Below are 23,272 nucleotides of genomic sequence, written 5' to 3' on the forward strand. Positions count from 1 at the left end.
ATGCCGGCGTCTGCATACCAACCCACGGTTTCGACCGTGCTGTTCACCGCCATGATGTTGGCAACCGTTCCTTGAACATCCCCCCCCCCGATGCCGGCGTCTGCATCCACACCCAAGTTGACAATATGAACATTTTCCGCCCGGATATTACTGACTGTGCCAGTAACATCAACAACACAGGCTGCTAACCCGGTCTTCTTCTGGAAATTTATTATATTGGCACAAGTAAAGTGAAGGTCACGGATGCTGCCTTCCAGAGTGTCAACAAAACAGTCAGAGAGGCCGCTGATGGTACGATTCTGCCCATCGTACTCCCCGGTGAATGGATGGGTATCATTGCCAATGGATTGATAGTTATCAGTGATAACAATATCCGCTGTCTGTTGGTAGATACCGTTCAGTGGATAGCTGGAATTTCGACCAATCTTGCCCAGAGTTTCTGCATCATTAATCTTTATGGGCTCTGAACCATCGGCAATGGGTTTCGAATTCGCATACTGAAAAGAGCTGGCCAGCGTGCCAAGGGCAAGCAGTCCTTTGGTTCCCTGACTCCCTTGGTAGCGGGCCGTGGATGTCTGTTGAAGGGGTACGTCTTTCGAGCCGGGTTCTTTTTCCTGAGCCTCTTCCCGGATTTCTTTTGATGTCTGTGGTAATTCCGGTTTTGCATCCGGCCCGGGCAAACCGCTCCCGGTCCAGGCATTGGCCATATCTTTCACCATGAAAAGGATGGAACTCGGTGGCAGGATAGTTACTGTGGCCAGTCGCACAAGATCTTCCACTGCTTTGCGGGAATTGAAACCGAGGTGAGGATCTTCCGTTGGAATCAATGATTTCGCAAATGCTTTAGCAACAGCAACGCCATGGCCGAGCCAGGAATGTTCGTTGCCATTCCCTGAACATTGGGAAGCGCTGTCGCAAATTGGTTGCTGAATGGGGTGCTGAGCGGGTTGCTGAATCATAAACAGGGCTCTTAATGTTGTAATGCATAACAGCAAATTAGAGAGCACAAAAAATTACCGGGCACTCTCTTATTCGAAAATGCAGTGTCGTAAAAGTTCCCGGTTTAATTTTTTTATTTAAGGGTACGTGTTGAAGGCGTCGTGTTATTTTTATAAATGAATGGTTGTATATATTTGAATGATTGTAAGGCCAATGGACATTAGCGAAAAACTTTTTAATCACTATCCAGAGTTTGCATCGAATACGCAGCCAATATCAGCATTTAAAAATGGCCGGGAAATGGCAGCCTGGCTTGGACTGGTAACCAAACAGCAGTCTACCGGTGGCGTACCCACCTTGCCGGGGATCAGTAAACGGGGCGATACCTACCTGCGAACCCTGCTGATACACGGTGGCAGAACCGTTGGCAGGGTAGTCTATAAACACGACAATCGACGTAATAACTGGATTAAAGAGCTTGATCAGCGCAGGGGCAAGAATATATCAGCAGTGGCTGTTGCCAATAAAAACACTCGCATTGTCTGGGCTGTGTTAACCAGGAAAGAGCCGTACAAGGCAGCAGCATGAGCATCGGCATCAAACTATTAAACATTTGTCGTTAGAAAAGAAAAGCAAAAGCGGTTAATCAGTGTAAGAAGCCTGCAACGAGTTGCGCGGATAAAGTTCAAATGATGGCATAAAAGGTAAGACCTGCACTCCCTTGAACCTGACCGGGGTCAGGGCCCGAAGAGGCCGAAGACCTGATGAGGTGGGAGTGAGCGGATTCCATCAGGGCCAGAGGCATTGAGACCTCACTCCAAAGGCCGGTCTCTTTATTAGGAGAATGGAAGCATTACTCTTTAGTCATGATGGAAAACTTTTCCTTGCAATGCGGGGCGGACCATATATGACGCTGGTTTCGTCGGCCAATAAAACCATAACCTTGACGCCTCTGCGTATTCTGGCGAGCGCGAACACCTATTCTGGTTAGCGTGAACACCTCCAAGCCCTTAACCCGGGTATTTCATAAACATGCTCCCGTAGAGGCAAAGCAGGTTTTACCGTTTGCTTATCCGGAGGACAGTGACCTATACCTTCTTACTTTTAGATTGCTGACTGTTCACTCAGGTTGAGACAGGCTCATTCGGTACGGTAAATATTCCTTCAGCTTGAAGACTGAAAGTGGAAGGGGGAGAGCCATCAAAAATTTTACTGGAACTATGGTTTGTTTCAATTGAATTAGAAGTCAGCGTTAATTCACCGGAGTTTCCAGCTGAATGGATTGACTTGAGATACTGCTTTTTTGCGATATTCGCTTGCTTTGAAGCTTCTTCCTTGTTGGCGGTTTGTCTTTTGATTCTGTAGTAAGTATTCCTATAGATTCTTTGCCCCTCTGCAAAGACGGGATCTTTGCGACGCTCCCTTTGGTACTCCCTTTGGTACTCCCTTTGGCGCTCTGCGAAAGCGAGATCTGTCTTGTAGCGCTCCCTTAGGCGCTCCCTTTCGCGATCTGCGAAAGCGGGATCTGTCTTGTAGCGCTCCTTGTGGTACTCCCTGTGGTACTTCCTTTGGTGCTCTGCGAAAGCGGGATCTGTCTTGTAGCGCTCCTTGTGGTACTCCCTGTGGTACTTCCTTTCGTGCTCTGCGAAAGCGGGATCTGTCTGGTAGCGCTCCTTTTTGCGCTTCCTTTCGCGCTCTGCGAAAGCGGGATCTTTGCGACGCTCCCTTCGGTACTCCCTTTGGTACTCCCTTTGGCGCTCTAAGAAAGCAGGATCTTTGCAACGCTCCCTTCGGCGCTCCCTTCGGCGCTCCAACCGAGAGGCTTTGTTGTCAGTTATTTTTTCTGGTGGGTTTGAAACAGATTTATTACTCAAGTTATCAGCATGAATTATCGGACTGAGTTGCTCCATCACGTTAGAATACTGATGGCTGTTATTAACAGAGTGAGAGCCACCTTCACCAGCCATACTCCAAACTCGCACAATTTTTATTTCTGATTCAGTGCCACTATCAGCTTTCTGAAATGTTTCTGGTCTTACGGATAATTCAGAGGGCTCATCCAGGCAGGTTTCTTTAGAATCAAGAATAGTGATTGACATTTGTTTAATTCTTGAATCATCGAATCGGTTATGGAGTCTATCCCCATCGGGTATGGAGGTGTTATTGATTGGGGCCGTTTGTTCCACTTTCTGACCGAATGCTATAGCATTTTTTTGTGTATAGCGATTGGAAAGTGACTTACCGCCGGACATAAAAGCATCATATGCGGTGAGAAAATTCGAATAACAGCCTTGTAAGTTACAATCTGGATCAGTCATTAATTCATAAATTCATAAATTCATAAATTCATTAAGTTATTGAATCACAGCTTAAGACTCCCACTTCGTTACACAAGTTCCTTCCTAGCTATTCCCGCTGAATATACGCCTTTGAGCATCTAATAAATATCAAGCACACTATGTTCACAGTACACAAAAAGCGGCCTCCACTCTTGGTGGCTATTTGATGATCAAAAAACTGGAAGAAATAGAGGTGTTTTTATTTTTTGTAACCTCGCAGGGCGCGAAAATCACTAAGTCCGTGAAAAAAAATTACGGATTCTGCCATAACCCAGGCAGGGTCAGCACTTAGTTCACACACAGGGAAGGAATATCGAAACTTTTTAGAAAAAATCAAGTCCATGGATTGATAAGTAGTAAAAGCGGTCTCAGGAAACTCCGAAAAGGTACATTTTATGGAATCAACTGGTTCTTGCACTGATCATTATTTATGCCCCAATCAAGATGATAACATGTGTAAATGTTCCAGCTTTACATGTGGAGTATTCTGTTGTACTTCCAGTGGGTTTGTCAGCATGGAGTTGGCACAAACTTATACTGCAATGTTTGTCGGCTTTGGGGTGGGGGCAGCAGTAGGCGTTGCGACAGGCACTTCAGCAGTGGCGATATATGTTGCCTGTTGTCGCAAGAATGCGAACGATACCAATGCCGTTGATCATGGTCACCGCGAAACGTCCATTGATACCAGAGTGGTCAGAGCACAGCCGCTCTGTAACTCGGTTAATGTCACTGGGGGTATTCATGCTCCGTGCCCGTCTTCAGCCCCTTCGGACTCACCTGTACAGTTTTCCCGGACTATCCTTCATGTCCCTGGAATCACTGGTGAATCGACCGTAACATTCAGTGAAGTCGTACGAAATAATACACTACAACATTTCGATACCCTCAGGAGCCTCCACCACCGTACTCCCAGGAACCACCACCATACACCCAGAAACCGCCGCCACTATACTCACCATATCCAAAACCCCATACTCCATAGGAAGCTCCCCACCAGTAAGCTGGCTTGTGTGAAAGCCGGTACTTTGGTTCATTGATAATAAGGTTGCCCTGCTTTTCAGTTTGACAGCGGCTGGTCATAACCGTCGTCTCTCCGTTACTAAAAACCTGTCACAATCATTGTTATTCAGGTTTATCTACATCGACGACACAACTGCATAACCCCGCTGCTGTTATGCCTGCCTCAGTTATCAAATTGAGAGAGCACCCATCAGGTCTTTCTTTTTGAACACACTCAAGTTCAAGACCTCACCTTAAACCCTCCATGAGAAGCGAGCCTTCCATCTCGTCAGCACGTGGAGTAGACGGCTTAGACTTACTCTGGGGCAAATTATAAAAAGAAATATAAAAACGGGGGAACTATTACGCCAATGGACAGACTAACTTAAGCACTTGGCTGATTGTACGGTCATTTACGTACGTTTGTTCAGCTTATACCAACAATGCCACAGGAGCTTAAGTTATGTATGGCGTATCATCTAATGCCCCTAAAATTAGTACAGTAGTACCCGCCGATTTGGTAGTCTCTGACGCAGCTAATACGGAAACTGATAAGTGCAATATTTGCTTTGGCAGTCTGGGTACTCAGCGCACTATTGTGGTGGTTCCCTGTACCCATAGCTATCACAAGTCGTGTATTGATCAATTGCCAAAAGCCCCGGATATTAAAGATTGTCCAAGCTGCAGTCGTAGCGTTACCCATTGTTTATCGTCTGAGGAGATGCCGCTTCTTGTGGCTGCAGCCAAAGGTCGGCCTGATGCTGTCAGTTGCCTGCTTGACCTCGGTCTAAATGTTAATTGCAGCACCAAAGACGGGCTAACTCCCCTCCATTGCGCTGCCATCAAAGGTGATGTAGCGACTATAGAGCGTCTTCTCAGCCATGGAGCCAGCGTCAATGCCGTAACAAGCGGTAAGACTCCCCTACATTTTGCGGCGGAACACGGGCAACAGGATGCCATCTGGCTCTTGCTTGAAAAGAGGGCTAATATCAATTCCCAGGCGCTATTGATGGAAACGCCCAGTGAAATCAGTGACAGGCGGTTATTCCACGTGCTTTGTTATCAGTCGGAACGGCTCCAGGGCCTCCCTGGCGATATTCATTTAAAAGGCCTTTCAACAGAGGCGCAAATAAAAAGCTACGGGAATACTCCCCTGCACAGTGCCATTAAAGCCGGGCAAGAACAGGCTGTTAACGCTCTGGCAAATGCTGGTGCCGACACTGAAGTACTCATTGGTGAAGACAAGACACTGCTCCGCTGGGCAAAAGATGAAGGGAAACTGTCGAAATCTCTGGTCAGTATTTTAGCCCATGCAACTTGTGATACTGAGGCCCCCTGCAAAGGGACACGTGCAGCGCTGCTTGGTGCATTGATTGAGATCAATGAGTGGAATCTATTTGACCAGTTGCGAGCCAAAACCAGGGGCGTTGATCTTGATAAACTTAAATGTCCGGGGTCCAGTCAGCTTGCATTTTACCGGTCGGTTGAATGCGGTCAGCCAGAAAATATCAAGGCCATGATTAAGAGAGGCGCTGACGTTAACGCCCGTGACGATGATTGTCGGACTCCGCTTTTCTGTGCAGTCAACAAAGGGCGGCCTGAAAGCATCATTGCAGCCTTGATTGAAGAAAATGCTGATGTCAATGCCCCTATGAAATTCGGGTGGACCGCCCTTCATCTTGCGGCTCGAAAAGGTCTGGCATCTACTGTTGAACTCTTGATTGACGCAAATGCTAATGTCGATGCCAGCATCTCAAGCGGGGAGCCGACCTCCCCCAGCACTGCGGCTGACAGATATAAGGATAATAATACAAACGGTGGCACTCCCCTTCACATTGCGGTTGAGAGTTGTCAGCCAGAGATTGTTAAACGCCTGATTGCTGCAAATGCTGATGTCAATGCCTGCAACACCGCAGGACATACCCCTCTTAAAATTGCACAAGTGCTTGGCAGTATTGAAATTTCACGTGCATCCCGAAATAGCTCTGCCGCTCTTGAGAGGATTGAATCTTACATAAATATCGTTCATCTCCTGAAGAGTGCCCCGGGGGCTGTCGTACAGGATGGATTTCTCAGGAACGTGAGATCCAGTGCTGACCTGAGTGCGACAGCCATTGGCTCTATGGCTGAACAGAGCCCCGGCGGAGCGGATGTGAAGAACACTCAGGAGTCCGGAAGCGAATAATCCATAAGTGACCGCAAAGCTGGGGTCAAAAGCAGGGGGCAGGGCTTTCTTCTTGACGCTAAACCAAGGAGCCCGAAACTGGGTTAGGGCTTTCTTTTGAATGGATTCAAGACCTGGAATGGTCCGCCCCGCTCCCAAAACGGCTTCAACAAAATAGGCCAAAATAGATTGCTAATCTGCCTCAATGCGCTAGGAGGCTGTCCGAGAATAGCGCCCGTAGCGAGGACGGCAGAAAATTGAGGATAAAAATTCGGTTTTGTGAGGTGAATAGCGGGGCTATTTGCCGAACAAAAGCGGATTTTTAGACCAATTTGCTGTCGCCGCAGTAGGGCAGTCTATTCTCGGACAGCCTCCTAGGGGCATGGAAGCTTGTGGAGGTTCACACTACTGGTGTCGTAAATTTACCGAACTGGGTTGTGACGTTCGTATTATGGCTTCCCAGTTCGTAAAACCTTACAGTCAAACAAGAATGATTCTGCTGATGAGGTTTGTCCGGCCAATGAACGGCTGATCACGAACCCCTTGAGCAAGGCTAAAAGAAAAAGCTACCTGGTCTGAAAACTGCTCAAAAGTGGCTAATTAATCTAAATTTTTACCTATTTTTTAAACAATTTAAATTTTTGTCGCTCTTCTGGTTGCTTTCCTGCTTAGTTCTCGGTCAGCCTCGTGGAGAAGGCCAATAAAATCCCTTGATCTCCCTATAAAAATGCAGCTACGGACCGTAGCGGAACTTTTCGCCAGCCAGTTACTCTCAAGACTGTGGAGTTTGACCATATGGAAGTGGATAAATATTCGGTTTTACTGGAATAGGACCATAGTGGCGGGGCTATTTGTTAGTGACCATGTGACTATTTCGGAAAACGACAATCAAAATAATCGAATCAACCAACGAGGTATTATTATGAATCCGACATCATCCCAACCATTTACCCTCTCTAACGACTATTCCGCTGAACCACCGCCAGCATATAGCCAGTACCCTGAGCGCCAGTCCGCAGGGCAAGCGACCACATTTGTCTATAATAAGCTGTCTGAGGTGAGTCACGATGCCAGTTTCCGAAAGGAGATTTTAAAACGTGTCATCGAAGTTCATAACACTATGGTAGAAAATTCGGCAGATCGGCTAGAGCTGGTCTGGCAGAATGATTTTACCGCCAGGTATCCTAAACTGGACAAGTGGATTGAAAAGAAACTGGCCTTTCTGGACAACAGAGAATTGATCAATTTTGCTTTTGCCAGCAGCCACCTCGAGGAATATTATCAGGCGGCGGATTTTTGCCCGGGCAAAGTGGATAAAATCAGAATCGATTTCTTCCGTCGCTATTTTTCTCTGGAAGGAAAGAATAACGGAATGAAAAAGCTTAACCTGTTGGAAAGTACCGACATTATCTTCCAAAGGAAAATAGCCAGCCTGAAAGAGGCTTTACAAGACGAGCCCTACCTGGAACCAATAGCAGCATCGGAACAACCACCATACTGTAGTCAGTTTAACTTTCCAGTAGCACTCAAGGTAATCGGCGATGCTTCCAGAAATTGGAAAGCTTTGGCGCACACAATGTGTGAAATCTTTCCCGGAGATGAAGTCGATAAAATTGAATCGGAGTGTATAGGAAATGTCACAAAAGCACTGCTCACCGTACTGAATAAAATTGCTTGTAGTGGGAAGCGGACTGAGGAGTTGGTTGATGTGTTGAAACAAATAGGGCGGACGGATCTTTCTGAAAGACTGCAAAAGGCCTTGCAATCCATTTAACGCCAATATCTGGCACTCTTCCCGTTCGATTGCCAGTTGGTCAGTTCGGAACCTGGCCCTGGAAATAGCGTTCTGATAATGGAACTTTTGACCAGCCAGTCACTCTAATGGTAAGCGCACCCGAGGGTTTATAAAAGCGATCATTGGAGCACCACATGAATGTTATCCGGGGCATGAACTGTTTTTCCTGCCTGAGCGATCGCCACGATCAGAAGTCTGGCACCGGGTCTGGCCAATGCACAACCACCGAGCTGAGCAAACGGCTACCCGTGCCTTCCAGGGAGGATGAGCGAAAAGCACTGCTCTGGGCGGCACAGAGTGGGTGCCTGGCGATTCGGCAAATTGAATCAGCTGAAGAAGCCAATTTCTTCAAGGGCTATGGCACGCCAAAATCCTTTACTCTTGCCCAGCAGGGGATGACACGCAGGAAGTGGGCAGATCAGCAAAAATGGGTGGTAGGCATAGTCGATCCCGACTGCCTGTATGTCTACAAAAAAGAGGCAGACACCTGGCGGCTGGAACAAGGCGTAGCTGCGGATAAACTGGGCGTCAAACTACTGCCTGATCTGCCATCGCTGGCTGAAAAAGATGAAGAGATACAACAACGAGCCTGGTGGGATGTGTATCCTCGGTCTACCCCAGATACCTCAGGACATCTGGGACCGAATGGCAAATTCAGTTTACCAAAACCGAAGCCCTACAAATATAATGCCCCCAAATCTGTTTCAACTAATTTTAATGACCCCGTACCCCGTTCAGAAATCGTAGTCACCCCCTGTGGAACAGCAAACATCAAATGCTTTTTTGTTGAGCGTGATACCGCCAGAAATATTTCGGATATCCTGCGGCAAAAGCGTCGGTGTGAACAGGCATTGGGCCTACCCCTGCCACTGGTGGTTTTTTGCCGCCACACCGGGTCTGTAGAGGTTTGTTATGATGATGAACTGGCCTCTGAACATCTGACCATAATTGAGGATTCTCTGGATGTTTTTGCGTCTTCCCGGCGTATACCTTCAGGCGAAATCAGGAGAAGAATGAATTTGTTGCCAATGCCTTTGCAAGCACAGGCACTGAGTTCAGGACTCTCCATCCCACCCGATGATCAACCCAAATGGCAACAGGCCATCCAGCTGGTGAGTCATCCCTGTGATGACAATTACCGGGAGCTTCTGGCCTTAAAAGCGAGTGGCCTGTCAATTCACCGCTGTTTTTTTCATGAAGGAAATATCACCTCTTTGCTGGATATGCTCCTGACTTCTGAATCACTGAGATACACTGAGGCCCATGACCGGGTAACGGAATTCCGGGTTGACAAAGTTGCCCCATTACTACGGCTGCTTCTGAAGATCGGGGCAATACCCACTGCCTTGAGCTGGTCCTTAATTAGACAGATGGGAGAACAAAATCAACTTTTAATGCCTCCGGACCTGTTCAATTATATGTTGGCTGCCTTTGCTCCCTTTAAGTTCCTTACCTTGAAAAACCTTTGGAATATACCATTAACCTCAGTGACCCGTTGTTCAGGAAGCATCATTGAATTTGACCGCATCTGCCAGGATTTCAATGACCAGCAACGGCAGCATTGCCTGAAAGAGGAATTATCCCGTAATCGACTTTTACAGAGACCAACCCTTGATACCCTGCAGTCCCACTTACTGGCCTTGTTTCATTACGGAGCGGTCCCGGATGAGGAGGTTATGGATACGGTTAAACGGGATCTGACGTATTTCGATGACAATACAAGGCTGATTGATAATTTATCTGTGCCTGGTTTCATCGAATGGGTTGGCGATCTCTGGATGAATCGGGAAGCCCACACTCTCTTCCAGAATTGGCCAGCACACGTCGAGGAGGCCCGTCAGCAACTCGCGAAACTGAAACAATCCCTTGATCTGCCGGTCGATCCCTTCGCATCGGTGACACCGGTGTTACAGTTTATGGTAGATGCCTTTAGCAAACCGCCGGTCTTGCCGGAAAATGTCGGCGATAATGAAGACACTATCTTCAAGGTGTTACAGCATTATTACCGTCGCCCGGGACCGGAGCGGGTGATTGCCAGCCTGCGCAACTCCTCACCGGTTACGTGGAAAGAGCATCACTCCTGCAGTCATGTTCTACGGGCCAGGAATAATGGGCTCTGGTATATGGAATTGCTGGAGAAATGCAAGGTTCACTCTTTTACTCCAATAGAAAAAAGACTCCTGCCCCTGGCCATTATTTATCAAGATGCCGCTTATAAAGATGTCGACGAATCGGCGGTAAAAACAAAGTCAGCTGATTACTTCAAACGGGACCTGGCCGGGCACTACCCTGAAAAACTGTTGAATGATATGGCACTGGCGATGGTCAGCATGAAAACCAGGGCCGAAGATAAAGCTGTGCAGAACCTGTCTGAGCCTGTGCGCCGGTATCTGCGCGTATTACGCTTTGCTGTTCATATAAACCAAATTCGCTACAGCGGGGTCAGGCCTTTTTTTCCCGCATTAGCGGTGGCTCCGCATAAGGTTCCCAAGGCTGAATACCTTGGCCTGCCAACGCAGTTGGCCAACGATTTCAGCAGCGAGCCTGATCACCAGACTGAATTCCAACGGCATCTGGAAGCCGCTATGCACGGTGCAGCTGACCTCATGCAGCTGCAGGTAGCTAACTGCCCTTCGGACAAGCGAGAAAATCCTTACACCCAAGTCTACGGTCTGGTGCCTGATGGCAAAAAAATCACGATACAATTTGACCGGACAACGAAGCCCGTGGAAATAATGGACCGATTTATTAATGATAAAGTTCGGCGCAAACTGGCCCGGGAGGCGGGAATTATTACCTGTTCTGACCCTGACCACCAAAACTGCCGGGCTGATCTAAGCAAGGGGGTCACTTATGGAATTCATAACAGCTGGTACGATCTCCGGCAGGTGAAGGTTCCGGCTGAAATGACACGGCTGGAAAAGATGCAGTACGAACATGACCCGTCGCTGCTGAGCCCGGCAACACAACAGGCATTGGCGGAAGAGGTGCAGCGACTGAAGAGCGCAGGTATACGGATGAATACGGGCACCTTGACCCAGGAAACGCTGGCTTCGAAGGACGCCCTGAAAGTGCTGGAGGATCGGGGTATTGCGGTGGTCAGCGAGAAGCGTCCTTACGTTGCCAACGATGGCCTCCCTGGAGAATGGGAAATGCTGGTGCCAATAAAGATGGCAAAGCCAGTCACTCCAATATGAGTACCCCGCCCCAGTGGAAGTGGGAAATAAAAATGATTACTGGAGCGTCATCATGAATCTTAACTGCGACATGAACCCTTTCGCCTGTCTGCGCGATTACTACCGACGAACATTTGGCACCCAGCCTGAGACAACCACCGAACCGGCCAAGCCGCTACCCGGGCCTTCAAGAGAAGTTGAGCGTCAGGCACTGCGCCAGACGGCGGAGAGTGGGCGTCTGGCGATTCGGCAAATTAAACCAGCCGAAGTAGCCAGTTACCTTGATGGCAGTGGCACACCAGAATCCTTTAGCCTTGCCTTGCAGGGGATGCCCCCCGGAAACCTGTCAGGTCGATGGACGGTAGGCATCGTCGACCCGGATTGCCTGTATGTCTACAAACAAAATCCCGGTACCTGGCCGTTGAAACAAGACACAGCGGCGGAAAATCTGGACGTAAAACTACTGTCTGACCTGCAATCATTGGCTGAAAAAGACAAAGAGATACAATATCGAGCCGGGTGGGAGGTTTATGATCCATCACTTACCTCAGGACATCTGGGGGCGGACGGAAGGTTCAGTTTACCAAAACTGAAGCCCCACAAATATGATAGCCACAAACCTGGTACAGTATTTTACGGAGGCTCCGTGCCCTCTCCACAACTCGTGGTCACCAACGGTGGAAAAGCAGACATCAAATGCTTTTTTGTTGTGAGTGATATTCCTCGTAATATTTCGGATATTCTGCAGAAAAAGCGTGAGTGTGAACAGACATTGGGCCTGCCCCCCCTGCCACTGGTTGCTTTTCACTGCAGCACCGGGTCTGCAGAGGTCTGTTATGATGATGAACTTGACTCTGAACATCTGGAACGGATTGAGAGTTCCCTGGATTGTTTTGACCCTTCCGGGAGAATATCTTTAGCCAGCATAATGAGCACAATGAATTTATTGCCAATGCATTTGCAGGCAGAGGCACTGAGGTCAGGATTCACCACCCCGTCGGATGAGCAACATCAATGGCAACAGGCCATCGAGCTGGTGAGAAATCCCGGTCCTGACAGTGTCCAGAAGCTTCTGGCATTGCAAGAGAGTGGTTTGCCCATTGACCGCTGTTTTTTTCATGAAGGAAAAATGACTTCTTTGCTTGATATGCTCCTGATTTCTGAAGTAAATAGATACAATGTCCATGACCGGGTAACGGAATTCCGGGTTGATAAATTTGCCCCATTACTTCGGCTGCTTTTGAAGAGCGGGGCCATACTGACTGAACAGGGCTGGAACCTTATCCGACAGATGGGAGGCTGTGCTCACTCTTATGTACCACCGGACCTGTTCAATTATATGGTGGCTGCCTTTGGTCCATTCAAGTTCCTTACCTTGCAAAACCTTTGGAATATACCCCTGACCAATTGCCCGGGAGGCATCGTTGAATTTGACCGAATCTGCCGGGGTTTCAATGATCAGCAACGGCAGCAATGCCTGAAAGAAGAACTATCTCGCAAGCGACTTATCCAGGGACCAACCGATACCATCGAGTCCCACTTACTGGCCTTGTTTCATTACGGGGCTGTCCCGAACGAAGATGTTTTGGATACGGTTAAAAGCGGTCTGAAGAGGTATTACCGTGACGATACAACGCTTTTTGATGATTTTTCCGTGGCTTCCTTCATCGAATGGGTTGAACGACTCTGGAAAAAACGACAAACCTACACTTTTCACCAGAATTGGCTAGCACATGTCGAGAAGGCCACACTGCAACTCAAGACACTGAAACAATCTCTCGAACTGCCGGTCCATCGTTTCGCATCAGTGGCACCAGCGTTACAGTTTATGGTGGATGCCTTTAGTAAACCGCCGGTCTTGCCAGATAATGTCGGCGATAATGAAGGCACTATCCTCAAGGTGTTACAGCATTATTACCGTCGCCCGGGACCGGAGCGGGTGATGGCCAGCATGAACAAAGTCTTTCAAAAAACGTGGAAAGAGCATCACTCTTGCAGTCATGCCCTGCGTGCCAGGAATAACGGGCTCTGGTATATGGAATTGCTGGAGAGATGCCAGGTTCACTCTTTTAATCCAGTAGAAAAAAGTCTCCTGCCGCTGGCCATTATTTATCAGGATGCAGCAACTGAGGATGTCGATCAATCGGTGGCAAAAACCAGGTCAGCTGATTACTTCAAACGGGACCTGGCCGGTCACTTCCCTGAACGGCTGCTGAATGAGATCGCCCTGGCGATGGTCAGCATGGAAAACGATACCGGCGGTAAAGCGGATCATAACCTGACTGCCTCTGTGCGCTGGTATCTGCGTATATTACGCTTTGCCGTTCATATGGACGTTATTCGCTATTTCGTTGAGCCTGAATTTCCCGGGTTGGGGACACAATCTGAGTTTTTCAACGTTTCCGCCCTTGACCTGCCGCACCCGTGGGCCGGGGATTTTACCAGCGAGCCTGACCACAAAACTGAATTCCAACGGCATCTGGAAGCCGCCATGCACGGTGCGGCTGACCTGGTGCAGGTAACCGGGAGCCCCATGGACAGGCGCAAAAATCGCTACACCAATGTCTACGGTCTGAAGCCTGATGGCAAAAAAATCAGGCTACAATTTGACCGGACAACGGAGCCCGTGGAAATAATGGACCGATTTATTAATGATAATGTTCGGCGCAAACTGGCCCGGGGGGCGGGAATTATTACCTGTTCAGACCCTCACCACCAAAACTGCAGGGCTGATCAAATCAAGGGGATCACTTATGGTATTCATAACAGCTGGTACGATCTCCGGCAGGTGAGGGTTCCGGCTGAAATGACACGGCTGGAAAAGATGCAGTACGAACATGACCCGTCGCTGCTGAGCCCGGCAACACAACAGGCATTGGCGGAAGAGGTGCAGCGACTGAAGAGCACAGGTATACGGATGAATACGGGCACCTTGACCCGGGAAACGCTGGCTTCGAAGGATGCCCAACCAGTGCTGCAAGAGCGGGGGATTACCGTAGTCCGCGAGCAGCATGTCTACTCAGCGATCCGATAGCTGGGGTCTTATATGGTCCACCGCGCATGGCATGGAGAAGTTTTCCATCATGACTGCTTAATCTTATCAGCCAAATACTCCCCTTTATCACTAAACGTTTTAGTGTTATTGATCTGGTATGCACTCAGAGGTTTACGTAACACTTTGGCATAGCTTGAGTTGGTTTTTTTAATACCAGATGCGGAGTGACACCACCAAGAACAATGACGACAAAAATAGTAAATGGTTTTTGGTAGGGAGGAACTTTTATAAGAAGACGTAGTCTAAAAAGTAATTCAACAATTCAGTAATTCAATGAATCACTACTATCAGCTACCTTCGTTCAACATTGGGTCTTCTGATCTTTATTCCGGCACATTAGATATCATAAACCAATCCCGAGAACTCAATGCCGGAAAACAACAGCAAGTGTATCCAGACCTGTATGATCATGCACTGAAATCTCATTTTCCTGTATACAATAGTCAATCATATATGCACCAAGATGAAACAGGCATTCTTAAATCGTTGCATGAATACAATATTGCATCTTTAGCAGACTTCAATGCAGAAAACTCCTTCGAAACGGGTCTTCCTGAGATACCAAAATCAGCCCTTGATAAATATGTACCCTGGAATTCTAATAATGAAGCCATTAATAATGGGATATCATCAATATCAGATTACCCCTCAGCTCAGCAGGTATGCTTATCGGATAGCGTGCCTGATCCAATACCTTTCAGGCATTTAAATCCAGATAATCAGTTAGCTCATCTTCATGCCTTACCGTTTAACCAACAAGATTTACCACCAGTTACTTTTGTTAACTCGACAAACCTGAACCAAACGACAATTGATAAACAAACAATCCCTCTGAAAGAAACTCCTGATAGTTTTCTTTTTGAGCAGCAAGGAGAGCAAACACAAGACTCCGAAAAAAGAAAAATGATAAATCAGCGAAAAAGGGAGCGATATAGAGAAATGATGAAAGACCCCGAAAAAAGAAAACTAATAAATCAGCGAAAAAGGGAGCAGTATAGAGAAATGATGAAGGATCCTGAAAAAAGAAAATTGAAAAACCAACGCCAAAATGAGCGAATGAAAGACCCCGAAAAAAGAAAACTGGAAAATCAGCGCAAAAGGGAACTAAGGAAAGATCCTGAAATAAAAAACCGGATAAATCAGCGCCAAAGGGAACTTTACAATGAAAAAATGAAGGATCCTGAAAAAAGAAAGATATTGAAGCAGCGCAAAAGGGAGCGAAGGCAAGATCCCGAAAAAAGAAAGCTGAAAAAACTACGCCAAAGGGAACGAAGGCAAGATCCCAAAATAAGAAATCTGGAAAATCAGCGCAAAAAGGATCGGTATAGAGAAATGATGAAAGATCCTGAAAAAAGGAAGCTGTTAAATCAGCAAAGAAGGGAGTGGTATAGTGAAATGAAGAAAGATCCTGAAAAAAGGAATCTGGGAAATTAACGCCAAAGGGGGCTAAGACAAGACCTCGAAAAAAGAAATCCAGTGTAAGAGACTGTTGTAAAAGTTACTGATCATTAACTCAGGATAAAAACTCAAAGTCGTCTATAACTACAGCATCTGATTAGCTGAAGAAGGAGGATAATTATGTATCCATCCGACCTGACTGATGACGAGCGGGCAACCCTCAAGCCTCTATTCCCTGACCCTGGCTATGATACTCCAAAAAATGGTCGACCTCGTGACTGGAGATATTGAATGCCATATTCTATCTCACTAAAACAGACTGTCAGTGGCGAAGCTGCCTTCTGACTTTCCACCATGGAGTACTGTCTACACCTATTTCCGAATTTGGAAAAATGATGGCACATGGAAGAAGGTGCATGATGCACTTCGTGACCAGGGGCGAATTCAAGCGGGCAAAGAGCCACAACCAACAGCCGCAAGCATTGACTCCCAATCCGTTAAAACTCGGTAAAAGGGGGAATCGAGGCTATGATGGCGGAAAGAAAATAAAAGGCAGAAAACGTCATATAGCGGTTGATACTCTTGGCCTGATTCTGTGTTGGATAGCAGCTTAGACCATCAGACACAGTGTCATCAACATTAACAGGGCCTCGATTCGTTCCGCTTTCTTCAGGTAGAGGGTCTGCCCTGTAAAGCCCTGCCCATTGATGATCATTGCGACCACAGCCTGTCCAATGGTGACATTGCGTGCGTCAGAGTCATTGGTTATGCGTGCATCGAAATATTCGGCTATCTTTACTTCCCGGCACATGGCGGCAACCAGACCAAGATGATTAAGGTTCTTAAACTGGTATTGAACTGGCGGCATATCGGTGTTCCTGAAGACCTGATCAGTCCTTTGACATCAGATTTCAGGAAAATGTCAATCGGGGTGGTGAAAGGCAGGTGAAATATCCTGAAAGAGATTATTGACGTTGCCATCAATGACCTCGCTGCCAGTAACCCGATCGCCACCGTCTTCTTCATCCGTGAGTCGCTGGCTTTCGAAGAGTTTCACATCATCATGATTAATAGTCATATCAAACCGTTATGCTTTTTTTGATGTAAATAGTGAATGGGTTGTGTCAGGAAGGAACTTGTGTAACGAAGCGGGAGTCTAAAGCTGTGATTCAATAACTTGATGAATTAATGACTGATCCAGATTTCAACTTACAAGGCTGTTACTCGAATGTTCTAACGGCATATGACGCTGCTATGCCCTGCGGTAAAACTCTTTCCAAGGGCTGTACACAAAAAAACGCTATAGCATTCGGTCAGAAAGTGGAACAAACGGTCCCAATCAATCACACCTCAATACCCGAAGAGGATAGATTCCAAAACCGATTCGATGATTCAAGAATTAAACAAATGTCAATCACTATTCTTGATTCTAAAGAGATCTGCCTGGAAGAGCCCTTTGAATTATCCGTAAGACCAGAAACATTTCAGAAAGCCGATAGTGGCACTGCATCAGAAATAAAAATTGTGCGAGTTTGGAGTATGGCTGGTGAAGACGGCTCTCAGTCTGTTGATAACAGCCATCAGTATCCTAACGTGATGGAGCAAATCAGTCCGATAATTCAGGCTGATAACTTGGGTAGTAAGTCTGTTTCAAACCCATCTAAAAAAATAACTGACAACAAAACCTCACGATTGGAGCGCCGAAGGAATTACCAAAGGGAGCGTCGCAAAGATCCCGCTTTCGCAGAACGCGAAAGGCAGTACCATAGGGAGTACAAAAGGGAGCGTTACAAAGATCCCGCTTTCTCAGAACGCCAAAGGGTGTACAATAGAGAGTACAAAAGGGAGCGTTACAAAGATCCCGCTTTCGCAGAACGCCAAAGGGAGTACCATAGGGAGTACAAAAGGGAGCGTTACAAAGATCCCGCTTTCGCAGAGCGCGAAAGGGAGCGCCAAAGGAAGCGTAGCAAAGATCCCGATTTCGCAGAGCGCAAAAGGAAGCTCGATAGGGAGCGCCAAAGGGAGCGTCGCAAAGATCCCGTCTTCGTAGAGGGGCACAGAATCTATATGAATACTTACAACAGAATCAAAAAACAAACCGCCAACAAGGAAGAAGCTTCAAAGCAAGCGAAAATCGCAAAAAAGCAGTATCTCCAGTCAATCCATTCAGCTGGAAACTCCGGTGAGTTAACACTGAGTTCTAATTCAGTTGAAACAAACCAGAGTTCCAGTAAAAATTCAGATGGCACTCTCCCTGCCACTTTTCAATCTTCAAACTGAAGGAATATTTACCGTCCCGATTGAGCCTGTCTCAACCTGAGTGAACAGTCAGCAATCTAAGAGTAAGAAGGTATTGGTCACTGTCCTCTGGATAAGCAAATGGTAAAACCTGAAGTGGTTTAATGACTTGGAGACTGTTGTAAAAGTTACTGGTCATTAACTCAGGATAAAAACTCAAAGTCGTCTATAACTACAGTATCTGATTAGCTGAAGAAGGAGGATAATTATGTATCCATCCGACCTGACTGATGACGAGTGGGCAACCCTCAAGCCTCTATTCCCTGACCCTGGCTATGATACTCCAAAAAATGGTCGACCACGTGACTGGAGTTATCGTCTGATATTGAATGCCATATTCTATCTCACTAAAACAGGCTGTCAGTGGCGAATGCTGCCTTCTGACTTTCCACCATGGAGTAGTGTCTACACCTATTTCCGAATTTGGAAAAATGATGGCACATGGAAGAAGGTGCATGATGCACTTCGTGACCAGGTACGAATTCAAGCGGGCAAAGAGCCACAACCAACAGCCGCAAGCATTGACTCCCAATCCGTTAAAACCTCGGTAAAAGGGGGAATCGAGGCTTGATGGCGGAAAGAAAATAAAAGGCAGAAAACGTCATATGGCTGTTGATACTCTTGGCCTGATTCTGGTGGTATGGGTGCACGCAGCCGCATTGAGTGATAGTTTTGCAGGACAATTCATACCGGCTCACCTTAAGAAATACTTTAAAAACATCCGGAAAGTCTGGGCTGATTGTGGCTACCGGGGTTACCTTGAAGAGTGGTTTTATCGATTCAAACCCAAAAGGGAACTTGAAATCACAAAACGCCCACGGGGAAAGTTTGTCATTCAAGCCAGGCGCTGGGTTGTGGAGAGAACCTTTGGCTGGTTTGAACGTTCCAGACGTTTATCTAAAGACTATGGACAGCTGGCAAGGAGTTCAGAAGCCTACGTTTATATATGCATGATTCGAATAATGCTGCGAAGGCTTAAGTAGTTTTAAAACAGCCTCTGAGGGTTACCATCCTCTATTGGCAGTAACGTATACCTCATCTGTCCCCACGCTTTAAAGTGACACAGGGCCATGACCCTGTGGCGGGATGTCTAACCTGGTCTTTATTTGATCAATACATCGCTTCATTGAACCTTGCTTCGAAAGCTGGTTTACCGGGATTTCAATGACCTCAAATCCTGCTTTTTGCAACAGTGCGATTTTAAGCAGAGTCGAACCGTCCCTGGTTTTGAAATCACCACCCACGTAATGAGACGGTCCCTGAACTTCAATCACAATGTTGTGATCTGGCAGTAGCAGGTCAACCGGAGGCAGTGAGTTCAGACTTTTTTCTTCTTCAATCTTCAGAGAGGGAATGCCTGATTGCAGTTCATTACGGACGACGGTTTGAGGCTTTGAAATGATTATCTCGTAATGGGGGGCCACCGGACACGCTCTCCCAAGCCAACTTGCGGCCATGGCAATGATGGATTGTTCCTCTTCATTGTCTGGGGCGATATTTTCCAGGCGAGTAAACAGGTCATCCATGTGCGTTTCAAGTACACTATTTTTATTGGCATTGCATTCCAGCGACAACCTGGCACAGCATACCATTACTCCCCAGAGAGACATCGATATCTCTTGATGAGAGAGCTGATGATTTTTACTGGTTCGGCTGACAAGGGATTCAAACGTGGATGTTACCACGTTCAACTCAACAAATTCCCCCAGTTTCGCCGTGGCCCACAGCAGGTTGGCGAGACCCAGGGTATTAAATTGGTCTTTCTGTGCATTCACCCGTGGCAACAGTGCGGCCACAGCCTCATTGAGCCCTGGTATCAGCTCCTGTCCGTTATCCAACAGTTTCGCCATGGCCCACAGCAGGTTGGCTATGCCCTGGGAATTAAATTGGTCTTTCTGTGTGTTCACATGGTACAACAGTGCGGCCACGACCTCGTTGAACTCCGGTGTCCGCTTCTGCCCATTGTCCACCAGTTTCGCCATGGTCCACAGCAGGTTGGCGATATTTTGAGGAATAAATTGGTCTTTCTGCCCGTTCACGAGTCGCAACAGCCCGGTCACGGCCTCTTTGAACTCTGGTGTCTGCTCTTGCCCGTTGTCTGCCAGTTTGGCCAGGGCCCACAGCAGGTTGGTGATACCCTGGGCATTGAATTGGTCTTTCTGTGTACTCACCCGGGGCAATAACGCAGCCACGGCCTCTTTGAGTTCTGGCGTCCGATCCTGCCCGTTGTCCACCAGTTTCGCCATGGCCCACAGCAGGTTGGTAATACTCTGGGCATTAAACTGGTCTTTCTGTAGGATCACGGAGGGCAACAGCGTGGCTTCAGCCTCGTTGAGTTCTGGTGTCCGCTCCAGACCGATGTCCACCAGTTTCGCCATGGCCCACAGCAGGTTGGCGATACCCTGAGCTTTAAATTGGCCTTTCTGTGCGCTCACGTAGGGCAACAGCACGGCCACGGCATCGTTGAGCCCTGGTGTCCGCCCCTGCCCGTTGTCCACCAGTTTCGCCATAGCCCACAGCAAGTTGGCAATTTCCTGTCGTGTAAATTCAGCTTTCTGTGCGTTGACGGCGGGCAATAGCGCGGCCACGGCATCGTTGAGCCCTGGTGTCCGCTCCTGCCCATTGTCCACCAGTTTTGCCATGGCCCACAGCAGGTTGGCAATATGCTGAGGAATCAATTGGTCTTTCTGTGCGTTTACCAGGGGCAACAGCACGGCTATGGCATCGTTGAGCCATGGTGTCCGCTCCTGCCCGCCAGACACCAGTTTCGCCATGGCCCACAGCAGGTTGGCGATCTGCTGAGGAATCAATTGGTCTTTCTGCGCGTTCACGTGGGGCAGCAGCACGGCTACGGCCTGGTTTAGCTCTGGTGTCTGTTCCTGCCCGTTGTTCACCAGCTTCGCCATGGCCCACAGCAGGTTGGCGATCTGCTGAGGAATAAATTGGTCTTTTTGTGCATTCACCTGGGGCAACAGCCCGGCTACGGCCTCCTTGAGATCTGGTGTCTGCTTCTGCCCGTTGTCCACCAGCTTGGCAATGGCCCACATCAGGTTGGCAATACCCTGTGGTTTAAAGTTAGCTTTCTGTGCGTTCACGAAGGGCAATAGCGCGGCCACGGCCTCGTTGAGTTCTGGTGTCCGCTTCTGTCCGTTGTCCACCAGTTTCGCCAGGGCCCACAGCAGGTTGGCAATTTCCTGTGATGTAAAGTTAGCGGTCTGTGCGTTCACGTGGGGCAACAGTGCGGCCAAAGCTTTGTTGAGCGCTGGTGTCAGCTCATGCCCGTTTTCCACCAGTTTCGCCAGGGCCCACAGCAGGTTGGCGATACCACGGGCATTGAATTGGCCTTTCTGTGTGTTCACTTGGGGCAATAGCGCGGCCACGGCCTCTTTGAGCCCTGGTGTCCGCTTCTGGCTGTTGTTCACCAGTTTCGCCATGGCCCACAGCAGGTTGGCGATATCCTGGGCATTAAATTGGTCTTTCTGTACTTTCACGTAGGGCAACAGCGCAGCCACGACACCTTTGAGCTCTGGTGTCTGCTCCAGCCCATGGTCCACCAGTTTCGCCATGGCCCACAGCACGTTGGCGATACCCTGTGGCTTAAAGTTAGCTTTCTGTGCATTAACGTTGGGCAACAGCGCGGCCAGGGCCTCTTTGAGCCCTGGTGTTTGCTCCTGCCCGTTGTCCACCAGTTTCGCCATGGCCCACAGCAGGCTGGAAATTTCCTGTGGTTTAAAGTTAGCTTTCTGCGCCTTCACGAGTGGCAACAGCACGGCAACGACCTGTTTAATCTCTGGTGCCCACCCCTGCCCGTTGTTCACCAGTTTCGCCATGGCCCACAGCAGGTTGGTGATACCCTGAGGTTTAAAGTTAGCTTGCTGTGTGTTCACGTGGGGCAGCAGCGCGGCCACGGCCTTTTTAAACTCTGGCGTCCGCTTCTGCCCGTTGTCCAGCAGTTTCACCATGGCCCACAGCATGTTGGCGATATTCTGAGGAATAAATTGGTCATTCTGTGCGCTCACGTGGGGCAACAGCGCGGTCACAGCCTGTTTGAGTTCTGGTGTCAGCTTCTGTCCATTGTCCACCAGTTTCGCCATGGCCCACAGCAGGTTGGCGACTCCACGGGCATCAATATCCCTGGCTTCAGGCCTTTGGTTGCACTTGAATATTATTACATCAAGTAGCGTTGACAATAAGGCAGATTGAGTACGTTTAAAGCACTCATCCATGGGTTTATGAGGGGTAAAAACACCCGCTGAGGTAAATGAATGAAGTGTTGTCGTCAGGCTTAGCCAATTCCAGCTCCGCGTTACTGTAAAATTTTGCAGCACACGTATCAGCTGGCTTTGTTCATCTCGATTTAAAGGTCTTTTAGCAGCTGACGTGTATCTTTTAATTGAACTGGCATATCGACCGTGATTTCTCCCATCATAGCGATGACCGAAATGATCGGATTTACTTACCAGATCAGCCATTATTTCCTGTTTGATGAGGGCATTAAAATCTTGAGCAGGGTTTACCAAGCGACTCTGTAGATGTTGAGAAGAGCGTACACCAGAAGAATGGTAAAATTCATTACGCCCCGGGGGAGTTCGGGGGGGATTATCCCATGGTCTGACTGCGGCATGTCTATATCGCCCACGCCTTGAAGAAGCGGCATGGTCATCCGGTCGGTTGTAATCATTATTTGATCTTGCGCATTTACCACTGATACCACCAGAACTTCTATCCATAATTATATTTCATTAATTCATGAAAATATAAAAAGCAGACTGCTGTGCGGTTCAGAAGTTCATTTTGCTGGAATGTTTATAAACGTCGGTTGGGGAAACCCATCTACTCCTGACTCTACCAACCCGCTATTTTCAAATCATCCGGGGCAAGATTCATGGGCAACAGTTATTCAACGCTGGCACTCCTTCCCTTGAATGTGAAAATGGTTCTTGGGTCGAAGGGAGGGGATTACTGGCTGTTGTTTCTCTTCCTTTTTTGCTTTTTGGTTTAGCGGTTTGCTCTTCTAAATGTTCTTCGGCGGTTAAGTAACAGTAATCTGAGGATTGCCTTCCTTTATCGGTAGTAACGTATTCCTCATCTGCCCACCCTCTTTTAAGC

The 23,272-nt window shown here is 47.9% G+C and carries 15 protein-coding genes and 2 pseudogenes; 9 read left to right on the forward strand and 8 right to left on the reverse strand.

The window, feature by feature from the left end; translation table 11 throughout:
* Positions 1–959 (reverse strand): hypothetical protein (locus J7439_RS22610; protein ID WP_209204316.1); only part of this gene is annotated, 959 nt, incomplete at its 3' end.
* 193 nt (positions 960–1,152) lie between these two features.
* On the opposite strand from J7439_RS22610, the gene J7439_RS22615 reads away from it, so the two are divergent.
* Positions 1,153–1,527: a transposase gene (locus J7439_RS22615; RefSeq protein ID WP_209204317.1), complete on the forward strand. Its 375-nt coding sequence runs from the start codon at positions 1,153–1,155 to the stop codon at positions 1,525–1,527.
* A gap of 536 nt (positions 1,528–2,063) precedes the next feature.
* Here the strand turns inward: J7439_RS22615 and J7439_RS22620 are convergent.
* From J7439_RS22620 to J7439_RS22630, 3 genes are all read right to left on the reverse strand, one after another.
* Entirely contained in the window at positions 2,064–3,038 is a 975-nt protein-coding gene (locus J7439_RS22620; protein WP_209204318.1) for a hypothetical protein, read from the reverse strand.
* Positions 3,039–3,871: 833 nt separating this feature from the next.
* Complete coding sequence (locus J7439_RS22625; RefSeq protein WP_209204319.1) at positions 3,872–4,021, reverse strand: hypothetical protein; 150 nt, start codon at positions 4,019–4,021, stop codon at positions 3,872–3,874.
* Positions 4,022–4,163: 142 nt separating this feature from the next.
* The gene (locus tag J7439_RS22630) at positions 4,164–4,358 is read right to left on the reverse strand and encodes a hypothetical protein (protein WP_209204320.1); all 195 of its coding nucleotides are present in this window, start codon (positions 4,356–4,358) and stop codon (positions 4,164–4,166) included.
* A 382-nt stretch (positions 4,359–4,740) separates the two neighbouring features.
* On the opposite strand from J7439_RS22630, the gene J7439_RS22635 reads away from it, so the two are divergent.
* The 6 genes and pseudogenes from J7439_RS22635 to J7439_RS26720 all read left to right on the forward strand — a co-directional run.
* Entirely contained in the window at positions 4,741–6,462 is a 1,722-nt protein-coding gene (locus tag J7439_RS22635) for an ankyrin repeat domain-containing protein (RefSeq protein WP_209204321.1), read from the forward strand.
* A gap of 901 nt (positions 6,463–7,363) precedes the next feature.
* The gene (locus J7439_RS22640; RefSeq protein ID WP_209204322.1) at positions 7,364–8,215 is read left to right on the forward strand and encodes a death domain-containing protein; all 852 of its coding nucleotides are present in this window, start codon (positions 7,364–7,366) and stop codon (positions 8,213–8,215) included.
* 155 nt (positions 8,216–8,370) lie between these two features.
* On the forward strand, positions 8,371–11,433 hold the full coding sequence (locus J7439_RS22645) for a hypothetical protein (protein ID WP_209204323.1): 3,063 nt from the start codon (positions 8,371–8,373) through the stop codon (positions 11,431–11,433).
* Between the two features lie 52 nt (positions 11,434–11,485).
* On the forward strand, positions 11,486–14,446 hold the full coding sequence (locus J7439_RS22650) for a hypothetical protein (RefSeq protein ID WP_209204324.1): 2,961 nt from the start codon (positions 11,486–11,488) through the stop codon (positions 14,444–14,446).
* Positions 14,447–14,740: 294 nt separating this feature from the next.
* Positions 14,741–15,901, forward strand: a complete 1,161-nt coding sequence (locus J7439_RS22655) for a hypothetical protein (RefSeq protein ID WP_209204325.1) — start codon at positions 14,741–14,743, stop codon at positions 15,899–15,901.
* Between the two features lie 289 nt (positions 15,902–16,190).
* A pseudogene (locus tag J7439_RS26720) lies at positions 16,191–16,461 on the forward strand (transposase); the annotation flags it as partial.
* Positions 16,462–16,478: 17 nt separating this feature from the next.
* Here the strand turns inward: J7439_RS26720 and J7439_RS22665 are convergent.
* Positions 16,479–16,733 (reverse strand): annotated as a pseudogene (locus J7439_RS22665) (DUF4277 domain-containing protein); the annotation flags it as partial.
* A gap of 54 nt (positions 16,734–16,787) precedes the next feature.
* Positions 16,788–16,943 (reverse strand): hypothetical protein, encoded by a 156-nt coding sequence (locus J7439_RS22670; protein ID WP_209204328.1) that lies wholly within the window; start codon positions 16,941–16,943, stop codon positions 16,788–16,790.
* Between the two features lie 329 nt (positions 16,944–17,272).
* Between J7439_RS22670 and J7439_RS22675 the strand changes: the two genes are divergently transcribed.
* Both J7439_RS22675 and J7439_RS22680 read left to right on the forward strand, forming a co-directional pair.
* Complete coding sequence (locus tag J7439_RS22675) at positions 17,273–18,145, forward strand: splicing factor U2AF large subunit (RefSeq protein ID WP_209204329.1); 873 nt, start codon at positions 17,273–17,275, stop codon at positions 18,143–18,145.
* A 226-nt stretch (positions 18,146–18,371) separates the two neighbouring features.
* Positions 18,372–19,146 (forward strand): IS5 family transposase gene (locus J7439_RS22680; RefSeq protein ID WP_353623107.1). Its coding sequence is split into 2 segments (ribosomal slippage): positions 18,372–18,715 and positions 18,714–19,146, totalling 777 coding nucleotides; the frame shifts between segments, so codons are not numbered across the junction.
* A gap of 69 nt (positions 19,147–19,215) precedes the next feature.
* Here the strand turns inward: J7439_RS22680 and J7439_RS22685 are convergent.
* Positions 19,216–22,893 (reverse strand): DUF1601 domain-containing protein, encoded by a 3,678-nt coding sequence (locus J7439_RS22685; protein ID WP_209204330.1) that lies wholly within the window; start codon positions 22,891–22,893, stop codon positions 19,216–19,218.
* A gap of 153 nt (positions 22,894–23,046) precedes the next feature.
* Positions 23,047–23,272, reverse strand: a 226-nt coding sequence (locus J7439_RS22690) for a hypothetical protein (protein ID WP_209204331.1), incomplete at its 5' end; no start/stop codon positions are given.

This window comes from Salinisphaera sp. G21_0 (assembly GCF_017744115.1).
Lineage (GTDB): Bacteria > Pseudomonadota > Gammaproteobacteria > Pseudomonadales > Endozoicomonadaceae > Endozoicomonas.